Source organism: Paractinoplanes hotanensis (assembly GCF_023717965.1).
In the GTDB taxonomy this organism is placed as follows: Bacteria; Actinomycetota; Actinomycetes; order Mycobacteriales; family Micromonosporaceae; genus Actinoplanes; species Actinoplanes polyasparticus.
Genome location: NZ_JAMQOL010000049.1, coordinates 70,189 through 89,087, shown reverse-complemented (window position 1 = coordinate 89,087; position 18,899 = coordinate 70,189). Strand labels below are relative to the sequence as shown.

The window sequence follows — 18,899 nt, the reverse complement described above, 5'->3', positions numbered from 1 at the left end:
TCGGGCGGTCGCGACGTGTGGACAGCAGGGTTTTGAACCGGGAGGTCCCGATGTCCGTACCACCCCACATGTGGGATGACGGGCGACTGCTGGCCGCGCTCGCCGCGCTGCCACCCGAGGCCTTCGACCAGGGCCCGACCGGTGACGACGATCTGCGGTGGCGGCGTACGGCGAGACGCCTCCGCCAGGAACTGGGCGCGGAGCGGGCTCCGGCGCTTCCCCCGGGGCACATCGCTCCGGTGCTGAAGCTCCGGCCCCACCCGGTCGACTGACCGGGGCGGGCTTGCCGATCCGCTGCCCATCGAAGGATGGGGCGCGGTGACACCATGAACTCCGACAATCTTCCGACCACCGTCGGTGAGCTGCGCGAATTGGCCGCCGGCACCGATCTGGACGCGGCCGTGGCGGCCCGGGCCGCCCTTGTGCGGCTGGCCGGCTCCCGGGCCATCGAGGTCGCGGCCGAGGCGGCCGAGGCGTTGGCCGCGACCTCGATCGCCTTGGAGCCGGCCCGCCTCGACTTCGGGCCGGTGACGCCCGGAACGCCCCGCCTGTCGGCGAGCGTCGCCGTGCTGGGCTCGCCGGCGGCGCTGAGCTCACGGCTCAAGGTGACCGGCCCGGGGCTGCGGGCGCGCCTCGCCGGCGATCAGTTGCAGATCGAATGGGCGCCGGGGGAGAGGCCGCTGACCGGGATGATCTCGCTCGACGGTCCGGCGGGCGCGGCCGACCTGCCGGTGACCGGGCACCTGAGCGTCGCCTCGGCCGGCGCGCCGGGTGGGCATCTGGGCTTGAGCTCGGCCGGTGGAGCTGATCTGCTGTTCGGCCATTCGGGCCTCCGTGGGGCTGATCTGCCGGGTGGCCACCTGGGTTCCGGTTCAGGCGGTATCGCGGATCTGCCGGGCGGTGGCGCGGATCTGCCGGGCGGTGGCGCGGATCTGCCGGGTGGTGGCGCGGATCTGCCGAGTGGCGGTCGGCTGCGTTTTGGCTCCGGCGAGAGGGCTGATCCGGCGGCGGCCGGGCGTCTCGGAGTGAGAGGCGGTCGGTCATGGCGATCGATCACGGCTCGGGGGCCTCGTCCGGCGCGGCGTGCGAAGGGTCTGATCGTCGCCGGCGCGGCCGCCGTCGCTCTGTTCGGCGGCACCGGCATTGCGGCGGCCGTGACGTTCACCGGCACGTCCTCCTCGCCGTCCATCGTGCCCTCCTCGCCCCCTTCCGCGCCGTCCTCGCCCCCTTCGTCCGTCGCGCCCTCCGCGCCGACCTCGCCGCCGGCCGGTCCGGCCAGTTTGGACAGGCCTGCTGTCGAAGGGACGATCCGGGTCGGTGACGAGCCGGAGGGCGTGGCGGTGTCACCCGACAGTCGCACTGTCTATGTCGCCAACCAGAACTCGCGCATCCTCTCCGTGGTCGACCTCGCCTCCCGGAAGGTGCGATCGGTGACCTTGCGGAACACGCCGCGGTTCGTCACCGTCGCCCCGGACGGCCGGCGGGTCTTCGTCTCGATGTACGAGAACGACCTCAGCGGCAGCGGCGTCGCGGTCGTCGACGCTCCCTCGCTGAAGGTCGTGGGCAATCTGAAGACCGGCGTGCAGCCGTACGCCTTGTCGGTCGCCCCCGACGGTCGCCTGTGGGTGCCGATCCACGGTGGGCGCAACGTCGAGATCTACTCGGCCGCCGCTCTGCGGCTGACCGCCCGGGTGTTCGTGCCGGAGAACCCGCACGCGGTCGCCTTCGACACCGGCGGGCAGCGGGCCTTCACGCCCGACCACGAGTCGAGCACGGTGTCGGTGATCGACGTCCGCACCGACAAGCGGCTGCGCTCGATCCCGGTCAGCAGGGCGCCCCACAGCCTGGCCGTGTCGCCCGACGGCCGTACGGTCGTGGTCGCCTGCTTCGGAGCCAACGCCGTGGAACTGATCGACACGACCACGCTCCAGCGCCGCGGCCCGTTCCGAGTCGGCCAGAAACCGCAGGCGGCTGCCTTCGCGACGGACAGCGGCCATGCCTACGCGGTGAACGAAGCCGGCAACTCGGTCTCTGTCATCGACCCACGCACCGGCCGCATCACGGCAACGGTGCCGGTCGGCCGCAGCCCCCGAACCATGGCGGTGGCCCCGGACGGCCGCTTCGCCTACGTCTCGAACGGCGACGACGACACGATTTCCATCCTCCGCGTGAGCTGACACCGGCCCGCTCCAGGCGCAACCACAAGCCACCGCCACGATACGGCGTCGCGCGTTCGCCGCGGCCGCGCCTGCGGCCTGCGGCTGCCCGTTCCCGCGCGCTTGCTGCCCGTTCCCGCGCGCTTGCTGCCCGTTCCCGCGCGCTTGCTGCCCGTTCCCGCGCGCTTGCTGGTCGTTTCGCGCGCTTGCTGGTCGTTCCCGCGCGCTTGCTGGTCGTTCCGCGTGCCCATCCGGCTCGCTCGCGCATGCCGCTCCCGGCGCGACCGCCACTTCGACCTGGTCACCCTGCGGCGCTCACAGCGGCGGTGTGCGAGACGCTCGAAGTGACCGGGGCGCGTCCGGCCATGTGGATGTTCCCACGACAGGGGGCCGGGCTACGGTTCCGGTGTGGGTATTCAGCGTGGCGGGGATCCCGTTCGCCGGGGTGCCGCTCAAGCCCGAAGCGAGTCCGGATCAGGATCCGGCTCCGGCTTCGCCGAGCTGACGGCCGGGCGGCCCGGCCACCAGAAGCGGTCGCCGCACATGGTGGCCAGGGCCGGGACCAGCACGGTGCGGACGAGCAGCGTGTCCAGCAGGACGCCGATGCCGACGATGACGCCGATCTGGGTGAGCGTGATCACCGGCAGGACGCCGAGCACTCCGAACACGGCCGCCAGCAGGATGCCGGCGCTGGTGATGACGCCGCCCGTGACCGCGAGGGCGTGCACCATCCCGTCCCGCGTGCCGCGTAGCGGCGTCTCCTCCTTGGCCCGGGTCACCAGGAAGATGTTGTAGTCGACGCCCAGTGCCACGAGGAACAGGAACGCCAGCAGCGGCACGCCGGTGTCGAGGGCCGGGTAGTCGAGCACGTGCCGGAACAGCCACGAGCCGGCGCCCAGTGCGGCCCCGAAACTGGCGATTACCGTCAACAGCAGCAGGATCGGCGCGACCAAGGCTCTGAGCAGGCCGATCAATACGAGCAACACGACAATCAACACGGCCGGCACGATGACTGTCAGGTCGCGCCGGGCCGCGTCCCGGTCGTCGAGGCTCGCCGCGACGCTGCCACCGACCAGCGCCTGCTCGGCGTGCACGTTCTCGCGGAGGGCGCGCACGGTGTCGTACGCCTCGGGTGTGTCCGGCGCGGCGGTCAGCACGGCGCTGATGCTGGCGAGGTCGGCCGTGCGCTCACCGATCCGCGCCGAGGCGACGCCGGACGTCCGGGTGACGAGCGCGAGCACCTCCTCGGCCCGGTCGGGAGTGGTCATGATCGTTGCGGGGTCGGTGGCGCCGGCCGGGAAATAGCGGCTGACCGTCTCGAGGCCGTCGACCGCCTCGGCCTCGACCCGGAACTGGTCGGCCTGCGAGAGACCCAGTTTGGTGCCGGCCAGGCCGCTGCCGAGCGCGGCCAGCACGAGCACAGCCGCGACCGTGACGATGGCGGGCCGGCGCGAGACGCCCCGGCCGATGCGGGCCCACAGCCCCTTCTCCGCCTCGGCCCCGGCGGCGCCCACGCGCGGGATGAACGGCCAGAACAACTTTCGGCCGCAAACGAGCAGCGCGGGCGGCAGAACGAACAGGGCGAACACAGCGGCGATGGCGATGCCGGCGGCGCCCGCGACGCCGAGCGCGAGGTTCTTGCCGAGGCTGGCCAGCAGCAGGGTCAGGAGGCTGAGCACGACCGTGCCCGAGCTGGCCAGGACGGCGGGGCCGGCGCCCTTGAGCGCGTGCCGCATGGCCTCGAACCTGTCCTCGTACCGGTGCAGTTCTTCCCGGTAGCGCGAGATGATCAGCAGCGCGTAGTTGGTGCCGGCGCCGAAGACGAGCACGGTGATGATGCCGTTGGTGGACGCGTCGATCGCCAGGTCGGTGTGGCGCGACAGGATCGCGACGACGGAGCCGCTCAGGCGGTCGGCCAGGCCGACGACGGCCAGCGGGACCAGCCACAGGATCGGGCTGCGGTACGTGACGAGCAGCAGCAGCGCCACCACGAGGACGGTGACGATCAGCAGGCGGGTGTTGGCGCCGGAGAAGCTGTCGGCGAGGTCGGCGGTGAAGCCCGCGCCGCCGGTGACCTGGGCCGTGATGCCCGGCGGGACCTCGGCGCGCACCTGATCACGCAGTTGACCGACCGCCTCGACGATCTGCTCGGCCGAGTAGCCGGCGGGGTACGGCTTGGAGACGATCGCGGCGTCGTTGCCCGGTGCCACGATCGGCGTGCCGAAGCTTTCGATCGTCTTGAGCTCGGCCGGCGTGAGCGCGGTGCCGTCGTCCTTCGCGAAGACGATCAGGGCCGGATTGACCTGCCCGGACGGGAGCCGGCGCTCGAGTTCGGCCACGCGCGTCGATTCCGCCGCGCTGGGCAGCGAGGCGGTGGGGTCGTTCGTCGTCTCGAGCGGACCGGCGAAGGCGAGCACGCCGCCACCGATCAGCACCGCCAGCACGAGCGTCAGCCAGGCGCGTCGCATGAACCCTCCACGATTAAGTATCTCGACAATCGAGATTCTTACCCCTCGTGACGGAATCTGCAACACTGGCGCGGTGAGTGATGTGCGCCGCGACGTCGTGGACCTGCTGCGGCTCTACACGATCGAGGCGCAACGGGTCGCCCATGAGTTCGCCGGACAGCAGGGTCTGCACTTCACCGACCTGCAGGCGCTCATCGCGGTGATGCACGCCGAGCGGCGCGGGACGCCGCTGACGCCAGGCCGGCTGGGGGAAGCCCTGGGGCTCTCGTCGGGGGCGACCACTGCGGTGATCGACCGCCTGGAACGGGCCGGGCACCTGCGACGTACGCGGGAAAGCGCCGACCGCCGGGTCGTGCACCTGCGCTACGGGGAGCCCGGGATGGAGCTCGCGGTGGCGTTCTTCGGGCCCCTGGGCGCCCGCAGCCAGGTGGTCATGGACGACTTCAGCGCGGACGAGATGGAGACCGTGCGTCGTTTTCTGAGCGGAATGCTCGAAGCGATCACGGAACACCATCAGGAACTGCGCACTCGCGACACGTGACGGCGCCCGCGGCGCGGCAGTCAGACGGTGACGTCGACCAGGTTGGCGCGGTGGGTGTTGAGGACCCGGCGGCTGTCGTGGACGGCGGCGCGGTCGGCGGCCAGGGTCTCCTTGTCGGCGCCCGTGGCGAAGTCCGTGCGGAGGCGCTGCACGTCCGCGTTCAGGTGGACCAGGCTCGTGTGGGCGGCCCAGCGGGTCTCGGCGATGGTCAGGTTCATGGCGGTCTTCCCTTCGTCTCGCTACGAAGCCGGGGGGTGAGGGCTTCGGGCTCCCGAGTCGGTGCTGCTCCTCGTTCGCACCCGTTCTCGATCGGCATCGCCACCGTCGCGCTTGAAGGCCGGAGCGAATGAGCTGCGTCACGTTTTCCACAACCGAGACGCACCCGAGCGGTACCGCTGTCCGCCCCGGTGCGGACCGATCACCACTGCGTGCCCAGCGAAAACGTTCTCGACCGCGCCGATGACCTGCTGACCAGCGGGCGAGCCGGCCAGGCCGCGACCCTGCTGACCCCCGTGGTCGGCGCGGAGCCCGGCAACGCCGTCGCCTGGCTGCTGCTCGCCCGGGCCCGGATGGCGCTGGGCTCGTACACCGACGCCCTCTACGCGGCCCGGACCGCCTTGGGGATCAACCCTCGGGGCGTCGAGGAGCTGTTCTGGGTCAGCGCCGCCTACACCGCGCTCGGCCGCCACGACCTGGCGATCACGGCCGCGGCGGCGGCCGCCGACGAGGACCCGGGCAACCCGCGGCCGGCCGAGCGGCACGGTCGCGCGCTGCTCGCGGCCGGGCGCACAGCCGAGGCCGAGACCGTGCTGGCCGCCGCGGCCGAGATCGCCCACTACGACGCCGACGTCCAGGTCGCGTACGGGATGGCGCTGTTCGCCGTGGGCCGCCCGCTGAGCGCCCGCGAGGTGTACGCCCGTGCCCTGCGCATCGCGCCCGGCCACCAGCGTGCCCTGTCCGAGCTGCGGCGCCTGACCGCGGCCGAGAACCAGATCCGCGACGCCGACTCGCTGGTGCGGTTGGCCGACGCGTTCGCCGAGTCCCTGCGCGTCCCGGCCGGGGGAATCCGTCGTCCGGACCAGGCGCGTTCGGCCCTCGGTCATGTCGCGGCGGTCGCCCTCGGCGTCTGCCTGGTCGCCCTGGTGGTGCTGGCCGTGCTCATCCGCCTGGCCGGGGTCGAGATTCCCATGCCCCTGCTGGTCGTCGTCTTCTGCGTCACCGGTTCGGCAGCCTGTCTGACCGCCTACACGCGACGCCTCGGGTAGCCGGCGTCCCGCGCCCCGGCGCTCGGCCAGCCGGCGTCCCGCGCCCCGGCGCTCGGTCAGCCGGCGTCCGCGCGCAGCCGGCGTAGGAGGCGGCCGAGCTCGGCCCGGTCGTCGGCCGAGAGGGTGGCGAAGAAGCGCTCGCCCGCGGCCTGGCGGGCCTCGCGGATGTCGCGGCTGACGCGGACGCCCTCGTCGGTGAGCGTCACGAGCACGGCCCGGCGGTCGGCCGGGTCGGGATGACGCTCGGCCAGGCCGGCGGCCTGCAGGTCGTCAACGACCTCGGTGGCGGAGCGCGGAGCAATCCGCAGATGCTCGGCGAGCGTGCCCGGGCGCATGTCGCCGCTGCGGGACAGCGCGCTGACCGCGCGGGCCAGCGAGGGGGACAGCTCCCAGGGCTCCAGCGCCTCGCGGGTGCGGTGCCGCAACTGGCGGGACACCGCGAAGAACGCCTCGAGCAGACCCTCGTCGTCCACGGGAATACCGTACCAGCGGCTTCTGTTGTTCCCTCATGTTGAGGTAACCTCAGCAAAGTCCCGGCCGGTAGGCGCCGCTACGAGCGGCCGCGGCCGAATCCCCGTACGGAACGAGGTTCGCTCTTGGAAAGCCCCACTCCCGGCCGCACTCGCGGCAAGAAGCCCACCGCCGCCGAGATCGCGCAGGCGAAGAACGTGTCCCTGCGCCGCATCGGCTCCCTGTTCACCGACCACCGCGGCCCCCTGGCCGTCGTCGTCCTCACCATCGTGGTCTCGTCGATCGTCAGCCTGGCCGGCCCGTTCCTGCTGCGCGAGGTCATCGACGTCGCGCTGCCCGACCGGAACGTGCGACTGCTCGTCTGGCTCGTCGCCGGCATGGTCGCCGTCGCCGCCGTCACCTCCGCGCTCGGTGTCGTCCAGACCTGGATCTCCACCACCATCGGCCAGCGCGTCATGCACCGCCTGCGCACCGACGTCTTCCGGCACCTCCAGCGCCAGTCGATCGCCTTCTTCACCCGGACCCGCACCGGCGAGGTGCAGTCGCGCATCACGAACGACATCGGCGGCATGGAATCGGTCGTCACGTCCACCGCCACCTCGATCGCCTCGAACCTGACCACGGTCGTCGCCACCGCGGTCGCCATGGCTGCCCTGTCCTGGAAATTGTCGCTGGTGTCGCTGCTCGTGCTGCCGCCGTCGATCTGGCTCACCCGCCGGGTCGCGAGCATGCGCCGGGCCATCACCGCCCAGCGCCAGCGCGAGCTGGCCGACCTCAACGTCATCATCGAGGAAGGCCTGTCCATCGGCGGCGTGCAGCTGAGCCGCACCATGGGCACCGGCCCGGCCCAGGTCGACCGGTTCAGCAGCTCGTCGAGCCGGCTCATCGATCTCGAGCTGCGCTCCGAGCTGGCCGGGCGCTGGCGGATGGCCTCGATGAGCATCGTGTTCGCGGCCATCCCGGCGGTCATCTACCTCGCCGCCGGTCTGCCGGTCACCTCCGGCGGCATGAGCATCGGCACGCTGGTCGCCTTCACGGCGCTGCAGTCCGGCCTGTTCCGGCCGCTCATGGGGCTGCTCAACGTCGGCGTCACGGTCACCACGTCGCTGGCGTTGTTCGCGCGCATCTTCGAGTACCTTGACCTGCCGGTCGATGTCGAGGAGCCGGCCCGGCCCGTGCCGGTCGCGGCTCCGCGGGGCCACTTGCGCTTCGAGGACGTCACCTTCACGTACGCGGGAAGTCCGTCCGCCGCCCTCGCCGGTGTGACCCTGGACGTGCCCTCGGGGTCGTCGCTCGCCCTGGTCGGCGAGACCGGCTCGGGCAAGAGCACGATCGCCTCGTTGATCGCGCGGCTCTACGACCCGACGGCCGGTCGCATCACGATCGACGGCGTCGACCTGCGCGACCTGTCGTTCGAGACGCTCACCTCGATCGTCGGAGTGGTGTCGCAGGAGACCTACCTGTTGCACACGACCGTCCGCGAGAACCTGCGCTATGCCAAGCCGGACGCCACCGACGACGAGATCGAGTCCGCGGCCCGGGCCGCTCAGATCCACGACATGATCGCGGGCCTGCCCGACGGGTACGACACGATGGTCGGCTCGCGGGGCCACCGGTTCTCCGGCGGTGAGAAGCAGCGGATCGCCATCGCGCGGACCCTGCTGCGCGACCCGCGCATCCTGGTGCTCGACGAGGCCACGAGCGCGCTCGACAACGAGACCGAGCGAGCCGTGCAGAAAGCGTTCGACGAACTCGCCCGCGGCCGGACGACGGTGACGATCGCCCACCGCCTGTCCACGGTCCGCGACGCCGACCAGATCGCCGTGGTCGACCACGGCCGGATCCTCGAGTCCGGCACGCACGACTCGCTGGTCGACGTGGGCGGCCGTTACGCGGCCCTCGCCGGCTGACCCGCTGTGACAGCCCGATACAGAAACGCCCCGAGCCGATCGGCCCGGGGCGGTTCTCGTGGTTATTTGCTCTTCTTGCCTTCGGGAGGCGGGGCGGGAAGCTTGGGCGCGCTCTTCGCGTAGTCGACGACGATCGGCTTGGCCACGTGCACCAGCTCGCGAGCCCGGCGGCGGACGTCCTCGGCGTTCGTGTGACGGCCCGACGGCACGTGGATCGCGACGTTGCCGACGAAACGGAGTAGGTCGTTGACCGTGCCCGGGAAGATGTCGCACAGCTCGGCCGCGGCCAGCAGCTGCGACTCGGGAACACTCGCGACATGGTCGGACATGCCCGCCTGCCACGCCTTCGGGTGCACCAGGTAGCCGGCCGGGAGCATGCCGGGACCACCGAGCTCCTGCAGCACCTGCGAACGGTTGCCCTTGGCCGGTCGCGCGCTGTTGACCGTGTAGAGGAAGCCGAGCGCGCCGAGCAGCCCGGTCACGGCGAGCGCCGCGGTGACCGAGCCCGAGCCCTTCATCACGACGATGAACAGGATGACGAGGATCAGGGCGCCGGCCATCATCTCGGCGGTGCCGTCGCGGGCCTCGGAATCCTCGGAACGGTCGACCGCGCGGGCGATGAGACCTTCGTAGATCCGGTCCGTGGGCTGCCACCGGTCCTCGCGGACCGGCAATGTCCGCTGAGCCATGGGCGGGTCCCTTCCTCGTGGTGTCGTCGTGCGATACCCCGATATCGGTCGGCCCCCGCCGCACTTTACGACTCGGCGACGCCTACTCCTCGACGCAGAACTCGTTGCCTTCCGGGTCGCGCAGCACGATCAGCCCGTCCGCCTCCCAGGCGAACGTCGCGCCCAGGTCCTTCAGCCGTTCCACCTCGGCCGGGATGTCGCCGCCGGGCGCCCGCAGGTCGAAGTGCATGCGCAGCTTGCCCTGCTTGGGCTCCGGCACACGCTGGAACCACAGGTTCGGCCCGCCCCAGCCCGGCGCCTCCACGAACGCCTTGGCCGAGGTCGAGTCCTCCTCCAACTCGCCACCGAGCGCGGCCGCCCAGAAGCGGCCCACGACCAACGCGTCCTGGCAGTCGATGGTCAAGCTCTTGACGTACGGGTTCACGCCGTCAACCCCTTTCCTCGTACCGCTCGTTGAAGACCACCTCGTCGAGCGGGCGCCGCTTCGGCTGCGCCCACCGCCCGCGCGCCGGGTAGCCGAGCGGGATCAGCGCCATGGTGAGCGCGTCGTCGGGCAGGTTCAGGAGCTTGCGTACGCCGTCCTCGTGTCCGGCGTAGAGCGTCGTCAGGGTGGAGCCGATTCCGTAGGCGCGAGCGGCCAGCATCAGTTGCTGCACCGCACCGTAGATGGAGGAGCCCAGCCGCGGGTTGCTCGACCGCGCAGCCCCGAGCAGTACCGGGAAGACCCAGACCGGCGCCTCCTCGAGATGCGCGGCGAGATGGTCGGCGGCCCGGAAGCTGGCCGCGCTCATGCCCTCCGGGTCGTCGGCGCGGAGAATTTGTTCACGCCGTGAACCGTAATTCTTGTCCCAGCCCTCCCGGTACCACTCGGCGATCTGGCGCTTGACCTCCGCGTCCCGGACGACGATCCACGCCCACCGCTGGCTGTTGCCCCCGCTGGGACCGCGGACGGCGGCGTCGAGAATCGCGCGGACGACCTCGTCGCTGATCGGCTCTGTGGACAGATACCGGCGGGCGGGTGTGGAGTGCAGCCCTTCGAGCAGGGACAGGCTGTTCGGATCTTCGGACGACATGCCCGGACCTTACCGGTCTCGGACAGGCCCGGCCCGCCCCGCGATCAGGGCGCGGGCGTGGCGTACTCGCCGGACGGGCGGAACCGCAACGGGCGATCGCCGTACTCCTCGAGGGCGTGCGCGATCCAGCCGGCCGTGCGGGCGATGGCGAAGATGGTCTCGCCCGCCTCCGCCGGCATGCCGTGCTCCATGGTCAGGGCGGCGAGGGCCAGGTCGACGTTCGGTCGCAGGCCCGATCGCGTACGCATGATGTCCACCAGCCGCTCGGCGGCGTCCCGGGCGCGGGTGTCGCCGAGCATCGCGAACAGGGCCGTCGCGCGCGGGTCGCCGCCGGGGTAGAGGCGGTGGCCGAAGCCCGGCACCGGATCGCCGGAACGCAGCTTGTCGGCGATCGTGCCGATCGGGTCGGGCCGCGACATCGACTCGGCGAGCAGGGGGTAGGCCAGGCTGCTGGCCGCGCCGTGCAGGGGGCCGTCGAGCGCGGCCAGTCCGGCGCCGACGACAGCGTACGGGTTGGCGCGGGTGGAGGCTGCCACCCGGGCCGCCAGGGTGGAGGCGGCTATGTCGTGGTCGGCCAGCAGGATCAGGGCGGCGTTGAGCAGGCTGTGGTTCTTGGGGGCCGGCTCGTGGGCGGTGAGACGGGGCCAGAGCCGTTCGGCGATGGTGCCGGCCGGCTCGGCCGCCTTGCCGGTGGACTGGCTGCTGTGTTTACCCGCCGGCTGGGCCGCGCGGGGGAGCGCGGCGACCATCGTGCCGAGCAGGGTGCGCGCGGTGGCGGTCACGGCGGCGGGGGTGGTGTCGAAGCGGAGGGGATCGCCGGCGGCCAGGGCGGACACCGCCACGCGGAGCCGGTCGGTGTGGCGGGCGATCGCGGGCAGCGGGGCGATCACGGCCTCGGCCAGGCGGCGCTGGGTCTCGTCGGGCGGCAGGGCGACGTAGGCGCGGGCGCCTGTCCACAGGAGCTCAACGACCTCTTCGAAGCTCGCTACGCTCGCGAGCCGGATGGCGTCGTGACCGCGATACTGCAGGGCGCCGTTCCGGATGAGGGTGATGCCGGTCTGGATGCCGGGCAGGATCGGTTGCTTGCGTGCGGCCAGAAAGTTGTCGACCTCGGCCCGGTCGAAGAGGCTGCCCTTGCCGCTGGCGTTGCGGTGGCTGCTGAGCAGGCCGCGACTCACGTAGGCGTAGACCGTAGCCGGTCGCACCCCGAGGCGCTGGGCGACTTCGGCGGTGGTCAGGCGGGTCAGCTCGGCGGTCATGTGCAGATGCTCTCATATTGACTGGTTCAATGTTGACGTCAATATGTACGCGATCCAGTCTCTCACCATGATGACTGTGAACCCAGGGCTGGCCGGTGTCGTCGCGTTCGACACCGAGATCGCCGAGCCCGACCGCGATGGTGGGGCGCTCCGCTACCGCGGCGTCGACATCCGCTCGCTGGCCGGCGCCGTCTCGTTCGGCGACGTGTGGGGGCTGCTCGCGGACGGCTCGTTCGAGTCGCCGCTGCTGCCGGCGGCGGGAGCGGGGGAGCCGGCCCGGTGGCTGCTGCGGACCGGGGATGCGCGGGTGGACGCTCAGGCGACCGTGGCCGCGTTGGGGATGCGGCCGCTCATCGACATCGCGGACGCGGAGGCTCGTCAGGACCTGGCGCGGGCGTCGGCAGCGATCATGAGCGTCGTGGCGGCGTCGGCCCGAGGCGAGGAGCTGGCGGTGGTGCCGGAGCGGCGCGTCGCCGAGGGGACGGACGTGACGTCGCAGTTCATGATCCGGTGGCGTGGCGAGCCCGACCCGCGGCACGTCGCGGCGATCGACCGCTACTGGGTCTGCGCGGCCGAGCACGGCATGAACGCGTCGACGTTCACGGCGCGGGTGGTGGCCAGCACCGGCGCGGATGTCGGGGCGTGTCTGTCGGCCGCGGTGGCTGCGCTGTCGGGGCCCTTGCACGGCGGGGCGCCTGCCCGAGCTCTGGGCATGGTGGAGGCCGTGGAGAAGAGCGGGGACGCGCGGACGTACGTGAGGAAGGTGCTGGACAGCGGGCAGCGGCTGATGGGCTTCGGGCACGCCATCTACCGCGCCGAGGACCCGCGCGCCCGGATCCTGCGGGAGACGGCGCGCGAGCTGGGGGCGCCGCGTTACGAAGTCGCTGCCGAACTCGAGAAGGCCGCCCTGGCCGAGCTGCGGGAGCGCAAACCCGACCGGGTGCTCGAGACGAACGTCGAGTTCTGGGCGGCGATCGTGCTCGACTTCGCCGAGGTGCCCGTGGACATGCTCGCCGCGATGTTCACCTGTGCCCGCACGGCCGGCTGGAGCGCGCACATCCTCGAGCAGAAGCGCCTGGCGAAGATCATCCGGCCGTCGGCCGACTACGTGGGCCCGTCCGGACGCGCTGCCGCCGACCTGCCCGGCTGGGCAACGGCCACCCGCCGCCACGCCGCCCGACTGCCCGCCCGGAACTGAGGCCGCACCGGACCGTGATGCCGGACCGTGCGGGTCGGGGCGACGATGGCTGGGGAAATCGGTCGCGTGGGTTCCGGACCGCGCGCACGATGCCGGAATGACCAATGCGCCTGAGGGATTCACCTACCGCGTTCGCAAGAACGGCGACATCGAGATGTCGCACCATGGGCGACCAGCGGGGGTGCTGCGCGGGCCGGCGGCCGCGCGGTTCCTGGCCGAGGTCGAGGAGGGCGACCCCCAGGAGCTCATGGCCCGGCTGACCGGCAACTACCGGCACGGCAACGAGCGCGTGGCCCGGAACCATCCGCGCAACCGCGGACACTAGCCGAGACGGTGGATGCGGCTCAGGAGCGCCGGCACCCAGTGGTCGCCGTAGCGCTCCTGCAGGTCGAGGCGGGTCCAGTCCTGGCCGGTGATCAGGCCGCGGCATCGAGTGGCGCCGCAGCGGCACGGCATGGCGAAGTCGTCGATGCCGGTGCCGGTGGCGTAGTCGTTGGTCAACTCCTCGCCGGCGGCGATGTCACGGCGGGCTGTCAGCGTGTAGGGCGCGGCCCACCACAGGTTCGGGTCGCAGCTGTGGTTGCCCTTGCCGTTCGGGCGGCCGGGCGGCAGCACCAGGTGTACATCTTGATACACATTGATCGAGTCAACATATGCGTCAGCCGTGGCGAGCAGGGCGGTCAGCTCCGTCGTGGAGACGAGGCGTCCGCCCAGGCGGGAAACCGTTGCGCCCTCGGAGATCGGCGCCCGCGCGAACAGGCCGTCACCCTGGACGGAGGAGGGCCGCACCTCGACGGCAGGATGCAGCCAGCAGTCCGGTTCGGGCGGCGGCCACATGCACCCACGATCCACCGACCTCAATGGACAGCGCAAGTCAGGACGGGAACAACTCCCGGTGCAGGTCCGTCTCGCGGAAGCCGCCACCGTGATGCGGGCTCGACCACACCAGCAGCTCCCCGGCGCCCGGCACGGCCACCGACACGTGATAGTCGGGATGGACGCCGTCATCGCTGGTGCTGCGGCGCCACGTGACGTCCAGACGGTCGCCGGACCGGACCTCGGTGGCGCCGAGCGGCACGTAGACCGGCGCCCACCCGCGCGTGCCGCCGGACAGCGTGTCGATCTCGCGCGACGAGGTCGCCGGCGAGACGGCGATCCGGCTCCACAGCAGCAGTCCGGTCATCCGCGCCGCGGCGGCTTCGACCGTGAGCTGCGCCGAGGCGACCTCGTCGGTGTCGGGCGGCGCGCGCCGGTGGTCGAAGACCAGCGACTCGACCAGCGCGGCCGACGAGACGAGCAGTTCGGCGGCGGGGCCGCCCAGGCACAGCCGCAGATCGAAGGGCCGGCCGACCGCGGCGAAGACCCTGTCGACGTACGGACGGCCTTCCGCGGCCAGCGTCCGGGCGCCCTCCGGAAGCGAGACCGCCGCCGCCCAGGTCTGCATGCGGAACGGTATCCACAGGCAGTCCGCGGCGCACAGGCGCCGCCGCGCGTCCGCGAGGACGGCGACGGCCCCTTCGGCGGAGGCGATGTTCCCGACGATCTCCGAGACGCACACCTGGGCCGGCGTGAGCAGGTCGATGCCCGTCGACAAGCCCTCGAGGATCGTCACCCGGCCGCCGAGATCGGCCACGGCCGAGCGCGCCTGCGCGGCCACGTCGGGCTGTCGCTCGATCGCGTAGACATGCGCAGCTCCGGCCCGCGCCGCCGCGACGGCCCACAGCGCGTCGCGCCCGGTGCCGATGTCGAGCACGACCTTGCCCGCCACCGATCCGGCAATCGCGTCGCCATAGGCGCGGAACCGTTCGTCCCGGACATCGAAAGCGTCGTACACGCCGTCGTCGTACACCGGATATTCGCCCATCGAAGGGAACAGGGCGAACGGCGTCTCACTAATAGCGGCACCGTAGCACCACGAGCGTGTGCCCCATCACCTCGTGCTGCGACGCGGCCTTCGCGGTCTTCCGCCGGGCCGCCAGCAACGGATCCGCGGTATTGACCACGATCTCCCACGTACGCCCGAAACTGCGGTCCGGCAAGGTGAACTGCACCGGGTCGCCGAGCGGGTTGAACAACAGCAGGAACGAGTCGTCGGTGATCGTCTCGCCGAGCGCGCCGCGTTCCGGAATGCCCCGCCCGTTCAGGAACACCGTCATCGTCATGCCGCTGCGGGTGTTCCAATCGGCCTCCGTCATCGGCCGGCCGTCGCGCCGCAGCCACGCGATGTCGGGCACCTTGTCGTCGCCGAACGCCTCGCCGGTGAAGAACCGCCGGCGCCGGAAGATCGGGTGCTTCGCCCGCAGTTCGGTGAGCCGCCGGGTGAAACCGGTCAGCACGTCCTGATTGCGGGCCTCGGCCCAGTCGACCCAGCTGATCTCGTTGTCCTGGCAGTAGACGTTGTTGTTGCCACCTTGGGTGCGGCCGAGCTCGTCGCCGTGCGCGATCATCGGCACGCCCTGGGAAAGCAGCAGCGTGGCCAGGAAATTGCGCTTCTGCCGTTCCCGCAGCGCGACGATGTCGGCGTCGTCGGTGGGGCCCTCGACGCCGCAGTTCCACGACCGGTTGTGGCTCTCGCCGTCGCGGTTGTCCTCACCGTTGGCGTCGTTGTGCTTCTCGTTGTACGAGACCAGGTCCTCGAGGGTGAAGCCGTCGTGCGCGGTCACGAAGTTGATGGACGCGATCGGCCGCCGTCCGTCGATCTCGTACAGGTCGGAACTGCCGGTGAACCGGGACGCGAACTCACCCAGGGACGACGGCTCGCCGCGCCAGAAATCGCGGACCGAGTCGCGGTAACGGCCGTTCCATTCGGTCCACAAAGGGGGGAAGCCGCCGACCTGATAGCCGCCGTCGCCGACGTCCCACGGCTCGGCGATCAGCTTGACCTGCGAGACGACCGGGTCCTGGTTGACCAGGTCGAAGAAGGCGGCCAACCGGTCGACGGCGTGGAACTCACGCGCCAGCGCGGCCGCCAGGTCGAAGCGGAAACCGTCGACGTGCATCTCGGTCACCCAGTAGCGCAGCGAGTCCATGATGAGCCGCAACGATTCGTGGTGCCGGACGTTCAGGCTGTTCCCGGTGCCGGTCGTGTCGTAGTAGAACTGCTTGTCCTCCTCGACCAGCCGGTAGTAGGCCGGATTGTCGATGCCCCGGAACGACAGCGTCGGCCCGAGGTGATTGCCCTCGGCGGTGTGGTTGTAGACCACGTCCAGAATGACTTCGATGCCGGCCTGGTGCAGCGCCTTCACCATCGACTTGAACTCCTGCACCTGCCCGCCGTGCCCGCCGAAGGACGCGTACCCGTTGTGGGGTGCGAAGAAGCCGATGGTGTTGTAGCCCCAGTAGTTCGTGAGCCCGCGGTCGACGAGCGTGCTGTCGTGCACGAACTGGTGCACCGGCATCAGTTCGACCGCGGTGACACCCAGCTCCTTGAAGTGCTTGATCATTGCCGGGTGGGCCAGTCCCGAATAGGTTCCGCGCACGTCCTCGGGAATGCCGGGATGGCGCTCGGTCATGCCCTTGACGTGCGCCTCGTAGATGACCGTCTGATGGAACGGGATGCGCAGCGGCCGGTCGTTGCCCCAGTCGAAGAACGGGTTGATGACGACGGACTTCTGCGCGTACGGCGCGGAATCGTCGTCGTTGCGCGAACCGGGATCGCCGAAGCGGTACGCGAAGAGCGCCTCGTTCCAGTCGTTACGCCCGTCGATGGCCTTGGCATACGGGTCGAGGAGAAGTTTGCTGGGATTGCAGCGCAGACCGTTGGCCGGATCGAAGGGGCCGTGCACCCGGTATCCGTACCGTTGACCCGGCACGATCCGGGGCAGATAGCCGTGCCAGACGAGCGCTTCCCGTTCCGGCAGGTCGATACGCGTCTCGTTTCCGTCTTCGTCGAACAGACACAGTTCGACCCGTTCCGCGAGTTCGGAGAAGAGCGCGAAGTTCGTCCCGCCGCCGTCGTACGTGGCGCCGAGAGGGTACGGGTTTCCTGGCCAGATGTGCATGCGGATGTTGCTTCCCTCCCACCACCGTCGTCAATCCGAGCGTCCGGTGGTCGTCAGCACTAGGTTGATGCCCAGGGGGTGCGCATGAGTACAGGCATACCGGGCTGGGTGCCCGTCGAACATAGGTGGTTCGGGCTCGACCGGCGACAGATGAAGCCCGCGTTGTTCGTTCTCGTGGTCGCTCTTCTCCTCATCTACGGCTGGCCGGCGCTGAACGCGATTGTTCCCTGGGACAACCCGACGAAGGCCGGCGACGTGCTCGACCTGGGCGACGGCGCGACCGCGGTGCCGCCCGTCGGCTGGCAGCTGGAGGACGGGGCGCTGGTCAGCGACCGTACGGGCGTCAGCGCCACCAACGACGACGTGAAGCTGGTCAAGGCCGGCGCGACCATTCAGATGACCGGCGCGGCGTTCAACGGCACCGCGGCCCAGTTCCTCGACCAGGTCATCAGCTCGGAAGACCCGGACGCCGGCATCTCCGACACGCCGACGACGTTCACCACGACGTCCGGACTGGTCGGTGTGGTGCGCAGCGCGAGCGGCACCGGCGGCGACGAGTTGCTCGCGGCGTTCAAGATGTCGCGGACCGAACCGGCGGCGGCGCCGGCCCTGCTGGTGGAGGTCGCCGCCGTACCCGGGGAGTTCCAGCAGGTCTCCAGTGAGGTCGACACGTTCCTGCGCAGCATCACCTCGGGGGCGAACGAATGACGATCACCCCCTCCACCGCCAAGAACGCTCAGCTCGAGGCGATCGACGAGTCCGGCTGGGGCGCCCCTTTCAAGTTCTTCCAGCCGCACAACCCGGCCTTCTGGGTCTATGTCATCGGCGTGGGCGCCGGCGCGCTCGGCATGATCAAGTATTTCGGGCCGGCCCTCGGTGGCACCTACCGCCTGGCTGTCACCAGCGGCATCGTGTTCTTCGGGATCTATCTCATCCCGTGGCTGATCTTCCTGCGCCGCCAGAACCGCTACACCGCGCAGCCGGGCCGCCTGCTGGCCACCGGCTTCGTCTGGGGCGCGGTGGCCGCCACGTTCTGGATCGCCTTGCCGGCCAACACCGCTCTGCTCGAGATCTGGACGAAACTGCTCGGCCCGACCGGCGCGAGCACGTGGGCCGCCGGGCTGAGCGCGCCGATCGACGAGGAATGGAGCAAGGCCCTCGGGCTCATTCTGCTGATCGCGCTGGCGCCCAGGCTGATCCGCAGCGCGTACGACGGTTTCATCGTCGGCGCGTTCATCGGGCTCGGCTTTCAGGTCTCCGAGGACGTCCTGTACGCCTACAACAACGCGACCTCCAGCTTCGGCGTGGGCCAGTTGGAGTCCTCGCTGTTCATCCTGGCCGTTCGCGGGTTCGTCGGCATCACGTCGCACGCCCTGTTCAGCGCGATCTTCTGCGCCGGCGTCATGTGGATTCTCGGCCGCGCGCCCGGTGAACGACGGGTGGGACGCGGCATCCTGGCCTGCCTGGCCGCGATGTTCCTGCACTTCGCGTGGGACGACGCGTCCGGTCTGTTCGGCTGGAGCACCTTCCTCATCGTGGTCGGGCCCTACCTGATCCTCATGCCGCTCGCGATCGCGACGCTGCTGGTCGTGCGGCGGCTGGCCTCGGCCAAGGAACGCGCCTGGATGCGCGAACTGCTCGCGCCCGAGGTCGAGACCGGCGTGATCGACGCGCCGCTGCTGGACGCGGTGAGCGGCCTGCACAAGGACCGTCGTCACTTCGGCACACTCGTCCACAGCCGGCGCCGCGCTCGCCACCTCGTGGAAAGCGCGGGCGACCTGGCCCAGGAGATCGCGGCCGCGGGTGGGCAGGAGACACCGCGGGTGGCGCACGCCCGGGCCGAGGTGCTCCGCCTGCGCGGAACCTGA

19 protein-coding genes are annotated in these 18,899 nt (G+C 71.0%); 9 read left to right on the top strand and 10 right to left on the bottom strand.

The genetic code is table 11. From position 1 onward, the window contains the following. Nucleotides 1-50: 50 nt before the first annotated feature. Together LXN57_RS34025 and LXN57_RS34020 are read left to right on the top strand one after the other, a co-directional pair. Nucleotides 51-272: a hypothetical protein gene (locus tag LXN57_RS34025; protein ID WP_251802328.1), complete on the top strand. Its 222-nt coding sequence runs from the start codon at nucleotides 51-53 to the stop codon at nucleotides 270-272. A gap of 54 nt (nucleotides 273-326) precedes the next feature. Beyond that, nucleotides 327-2,177, top strand: a complete 1,851-nt coding sequence (locus LXN57_RS34020) for a beta-propeller fold lactonase family protein (protein ID WP_251802327.1) — start codon at nucleotides 327-329, stop codon at nucleotides 2,175-2,177. A gap of 431 nt (nucleotides 2,178-2,608) precedes the next feature. Here the strand turns inward: LXN57_RS34020 and LXN57_RS34015 are convergent, their stop codons facing one another. Then, nucleotides 2,609-4,624 (bottom strand): MMPL family transporter, encoded by a 2,016-nt coding sequence (locus LXN57_RS34015; protein ID WP_251802326.1) that lies wholly within the window; start codon nucleotides 4,622-4,624, stop codon nucleotides 2,609-2,611. Between the two features lie 73 nt (nucleotides 4,625-4,697). Between LXN57_RS34015 and LXN57_RS34010 the strand changes: the two genes are divergently transcribed. Beyond that, nucleotides 4,698-5,165, top strand: a complete 468-nt coding sequence (locus tag LXN57_RS34010; RefSeq protein ID WP_251802325.1) for a MarR family winged helix-turn-helix transcriptional regulator — start codon at nucleotides 4,698-4,700, stop codon at nucleotides 5,163-5,165. 20 nt (nucleotides 5,166-5,185) lie between these two features. On the opposite strand, the gene LXN57_RS34005 is transcribed toward LXN57_RS34010, so the two are convergent. Beyond that, complete coding sequence (locus LXN57_RS34005; protein WP_251802324.1) at nucleotides 5,186-5,383, bottom strand: hypothetical protein; 198 nt, start codon at nucleotides 5,381-5,383, stop codon at nucleotides 5,186-5,188. A 210-nt stretch (nucleotides 5,384-5,593) separates the two neighbouring features. Here LXN57_RS34005 and LXN57_RS34000 point away from each other — a divergent pair, with 210 nt between their 5' ends. After that, nucleotides 5,594-6,430 (top strand): tetratricopeptide repeat protein, encoded by an 837-nt coding sequence (locus tag LXN57_RS34000; protein ID WP_251802323.1) that lies wholly within the window; start codon nucleotides 5,594-5,596, stop codon nucleotides 6,428-6,430. 56 nt (nucleotides 6,431-6,486) lie between these two features. Here the strand turns inward: LXN57_RS34000 and LXN57_RS33995 are convergent, their stop codons facing one another. Next, nucleotides 6,487-6,903 (bottom strand): MarR family winged helix-turn-helix transcriptional regulator, encoded by a 417-nt coding sequence (locus tag LXN57_RS33995; protein ID WP_251802322.1) that lies wholly within the window; start codon nucleotides 6,901-6,903, stop codon nucleotides 6,487-6,489. A gap of 177 nt (nucleotides 6,904-7,080) precedes the next feature. On the opposite strand from LXN57_RS33995, the gene LXN57_RS33990 reads away from it, so the two are divergent. Then, nucleotides 7,081-8,811: an ABC transporter ATP-binding protein gene (locus LXN57_RS33990; protein ID WP_251802380.1), complete on the top strand. Its 1,731-nt coding sequence runs from the start codon at nucleotides 7,081-7,083 to the stop codon at nucleotides 8,809-8,811. Nucleotides 8,812-8,873: 62 nt separating this feature from the next. On the opposite strand, the gene LXN57_RS33985 is transcribed toward LXN57_RS33990, so the two are convergent. The 4 genes from LXN57_RS33985 to LXN57_RS33970 form a co-directional block, all read right to left on the bottom strand. After that, nucleotides 8,874-9,500: a hypothetical protein gene (locus LXN57_RS33985; RefSeq protein ID WP_251802321.1), complete on the bottom strand. Its 627-nt coding sequence runs from the start codon at nucleotides 9,498-9,500 to the stop codon at nucleotides 8,874-8,876. A gap of 82 nt (nucleotides 9,501-9,582) precedes the next feature. Continuing rightward, nucleotides 9,583-9,924: a VOC family protein gene (locus LXN57_RS33980; protein ID WP_251802320.1), complete on the bottom strand. Its 342-nt coding sequence runs from the start codon at nucleotides 9,922-9,924 to the stop codon at nucleotides 9,583-9,585. Nucleotides 9,925-9,928: 4 nt separating this feature from the next. Beyond that, nucleotides 9,929-10,573: a nitroreductase family protein gene (locus LXN57_RS33975; protein WP_251802319.1), complete on the bottom strand. Its 645-nt coding sequence runs from the start codon at nucleotides 10,571-10,573 to the stop codon at nucleotides 9,929-9,931. A gap of 44 nt (nucleotides 10,574-10,617) precedes the next feature. Next, nucleotides 10,618-11,832, bottom strand: a complete 1,215-nt coding sequence (locus tag LXN57_RS33970; RefSeq protein WP_251802318.1) for a citrate synthase — start codon at nucleotides 11,830-11,832, stop codon at nucleotides 10,618-10,620. A gap of 67 nt (nucleotides 11,833-11,899) precedes the next feature. Here LXN57_RS33970 and LXN57_RS33965 point away from each other — a divergent pair, with 67 nt between their 5' ends. Both LXN57_RS33965 and LXN57_RS33960 read left to right on the top strand, forming a co-directional pair. After that, entirely contained in the window at nucleotides 11,900-13,030 is a 1,131-nt protein-coding gene (locus LXN57_RS33965; protein WP_251802317.1) for a citrate synthase 2, read from the top strand. A gap of 97 nt (nucleotides 13,031-13,127) precedes the next feature. Then, the gene (locus LXN57_RS33960) at nucleotides 13,128-13,355 is read left to right on the top strand and encodes a hypothetical protein (RefSeq protein WP_251802316.1); all 228 of its coding nucleotides are present in this window, start codon (nucleotides 13,128-13,130) and stop codon (nucleotides 13,353-13,355) included. On the opposite strand, the gene LXN57_RS33955 is transcribed toward LXN57_RS33960, so the two are convergent. From LXN57_RS33955 to glgX, 3 genes are read right to left on the bottom strand one after another with little or no spacing between them, the layout of a single operon-like run. Continuing rightward, complete coding sequence (locus LXN57_RS33955; RefSeq protein WP_251802315.1) at nucleotides 13,352-13,867, bottom strand: SET domain-containing protein; 516 nt, start codon at nucleotides 13,865-13,867, stop codon at nucleotides 13,352-13,354. The genes LXN57_RS33960 and LXN57_RS33955 overlap by 4 nt on opposite strands. 37 nt (nucleotides 13,868-13,904) lie before the next feature. Beyond that, nucleotides 13,905-14,894, bottom strand: a complete 990-nt coding sequence (locus LXN57_RS33950) for an SAM-dependent methyltransferase (RefSeq protein ID WP_251802314.1) — start codon at nucleotides 14,892-14,894, stop codon at nucleotides 13,905-13,907. A 28-nt stretch (nucleotides 14,895-14,922) separates the two neighbouring features. Further along, entirely contained in the window at nucleotides 14,923-17,031 is a 2,109-nt protein-coding gene (gene glgX / locus LXN57_RS33945) for a glycogen debranching protein GlgX (RefSeq protein WP_251802313.1), read from the bottom strand. Nucleotides 17,032-17,115: 84 nt separating this feature from the next. Between glgX and LXN57_RS33940 the strand changes: the two genes are divergently transcribed. Then, entirely contained in the window at nucleotides 17,116-17,739 is a 624-nt protein-coding gene (locus LXN57_RS33940; protein WP_251802312.1) for a hypothetical protein, read from the top strand. Continuing rightward, complete coding sequence (locus LXN57_RS33935; RefSeq protein ID WP_251802311.1) at nucleotides 17,736-18,899, top strand: PrsW family intramembrane metalloprotease; 1,164 nt, start codon at nucleotides 17,736-17,738, stop codon at nucleotides 18,897-18,899. The genes LXN57_RS33940 and LXN57_RS33935 overlap by 4 nt, the downstream gene beginning before the upstream one ends.

Excerpts from the sequence above, each read along its gene's own strand:
- LXN57_RS33970 (WP_251802318.1), bottom strand. The coding sequence starts at position 11,832 with ATGACCGCCGAGCTGACCCGCCTGACCACCGCCGAAGTCGCCCAGCGC.
- LXN57_RS33985 (WP_251802321.1), bottom strand. The coding sequence starts at position 9,500 with ATGGCTCAGCGGACATTGCCGGTCCGCGAGGACCGGTGGCAGCCCACG.
- LXN57_RS33955 (WP_251802315.1), bottom strand. The coding sequence starts at position 13,867 with ATGTGGCCGCCGCCCGAACCGGACTGCTGGCTGCATCCTGCCGTCGAG.
- LXN57_RS33940 (WP_251802312.1), top strand. The coding sequence starts at position 17,116 with ATGAGTACAGGCATACCGGGCTGGGTGCCCGTCGAACATAGGTGGTTC.
- glgX (WP_251802313.1), bottom strand. The coding sequence starts at position 17,031 with ATGCACATCTGGCCAGGAAACCCGTACCCTCTCGGCGCCACGTACGAC.
- LXN57_RS34025 (WP_251802328.1), top strand. The coding sequence starts at position 51 with ATGTCCGTACCACCCCACATGTGGGATGACGGGCGACTGCTGGCCGCG.
- LXN57_RS34015 (WP_251802326.1), bottom strand. The coding sequence starts at position 4,624 with ATGCGACGCGCCTGGCTGACGCTCGTGCTGGCGGTGCTGATCGGTGGC.
- LXN57_RS33960 (WP_251802316.1), top strand. The coding sequence starts at position 13,128 with ATGACCAATGCGCCTGAGGGATTCACCTACCGCGTTCGCAAGAACGGC.
- LXN57_RS33975 (WP_251802319.1), bottom strand. The coding sequence starts at position 10,573 with ATGTCGTCCGAAGATCCGAACAGCCTGTCCCTGCTCGAAGGGCTGCAC.
- LXN57_RS34005 (WP_251802324.1), bottom strand. The coding sequence starts at position 5,383 with ATGAACCTGACCATCGCCGAGACCCGCTGGGCCGCCCACACGAGCCTG.
- LXN57_RS33935 (WP_251802311.1), top strand. The coding sequence starts at position 17,736 with ATGACGATCACCCCCTCCACCGCCAAGAACGCTCAGCTCGAGGCGATC.
- LXN57_RS33950 (WP_251802314.1), bottom strand. The coding sequence starts at position 14,894 with ATGGGCGAATATCCGGTGTACGACGACGGCGTGTACGACGCTTTCGAT.
- LXN57_RS33965 (WP_251802317.1), top strand. The coding sequence starts at position 11,900 with ATGATGACTGTGAACCCAGGGCTGGCCGGTGTCGTCGCGTTCGACACC.
- LXN57_RS34020 (WP_251802327.1), top strand. The coding sequence starts at position 327 with ATGAACTCCGACAATCTTCCGACCACCGTCGGTGAGCTGCGCGAATTG.